The 302-nt window shown below is 64.6% G+C and carries 1 pseudogene; it reads right to left on the bottom strand.

The features are described from left to right. Positions 1-285 (bottom strand): annotated as a pseudogene (locus AC0L2F_RS35815) (hypothetical protein); the annotation flags it as partial. Between the last annotated feature and the right edge of the window lie 17 nt (positions 286-302).

Raw genomic sequence — 302 nt, forward strand, 5'->3', positions numbered from 1 at the left:
GGACAATCGCCGCTGGGCAGAGATCATCGAGCTGTCGATCAAGTCGCCGAGCCGCAGGGTTTCGCGGGCGGCGTTGGCCAGCGCCAGGCTTGGCGTATCCAGCGCGGCCAGGTCCAGATGGCGCGGCTTGGCTTTGCCATTGGTCTCGGGCCGCTCGGGCAGCAGCCATTCGCACAGCCGCGCCATCGGACCAATCGTCGGCAGCAGAATCAGGCAGCGGCTGACGTTGTAGAGCAGGTGAAAGGTGATGACCATGCCTTGAGTGCTGTAGTCCAGGCCGTCCATCCAGCGTACGAGTGGGT

It is taken from the genome of Bradyrhizobium sp. Ken64 (assembly GCF_055807555.1).